Below are 604 nucleotides of genomic sequence, written 5' to 3'. Positions count from 1 at the left end.
CCGCTGTCCCCTGCCCTGGCCGCCCTACTCTGAGCTGGCTCAGGTGGCGTCGTCGCGCACACTCTTGACGGTGATCCTGACCTCTGGGTTGAGGTGGTCGCGCAGGTGGTAGAGGCCCTTGATGTTTTTGAGGCCTGCCCAGACGGCGACGGTCGAGGCCGGAACCCCGGCGTTCAGCCACATCACAAGACGCGTGTTTCGAAGAATCTGCGGTCCCAGGCGTGCTGGCAAGGGCTGGTTTGACTCGCGCGCAGCCTTCTCGATCAGGGTGCGCACCAGATCCAAGAGCGTGACCGGGGTCATCTGCCCAGGCGGCTTAGCGTTGGGGTTTCTGGCGTTGCGCCGGGTGGTGCAGAACAGGAACTCGACCTGAGGGCTCGATGCGGCGTCATCCCGTACCGCCAGCCACGACTCCAAGGCCTCGACGACAAAGGGCTCCATGTGGACACGGCGGCGCTGGTTGGGCCCGGGGCCATCGAGCTGCAGCGCCTGGGGGCGTCGAGCGCCCTCCTCTTCTATATAGAGGATGGAATTCATCTTGAGGTTGCGCACCTCCATGGGCGATAGCGCCAGCTCAGAAATGCAAATCAGCAAGGCACGGTTG

1 pseudogene is annotated in these 604 nt (G+C 63.9%); it reads right to left on the bottom strand.

Annotation, left to right across the window (positions count from 1 at the left end):
- Positions 1-39: 39 nt before the first annotated feature.
- Positions 40-604 (bottom strand): annotated as a pseudogene (locus BN2503_RS20645) (hypothetical protein); the annotation flags it as partial.

Origin of the sequence: Paenacidovorax caeni (assembly GCF_001298675.1) — a bacterium.
Classification (GTDB): domain Bacteria; phylum Pseudomonadota; class Gammaproteobacteria; order Burkholderiales; family Burkholderiaceae_C; genus Paenacidovorax; species Paenacidovorax caeni.
This window is presented reverse-complemented; position numbering and strand designations above follow the sequence as displayed.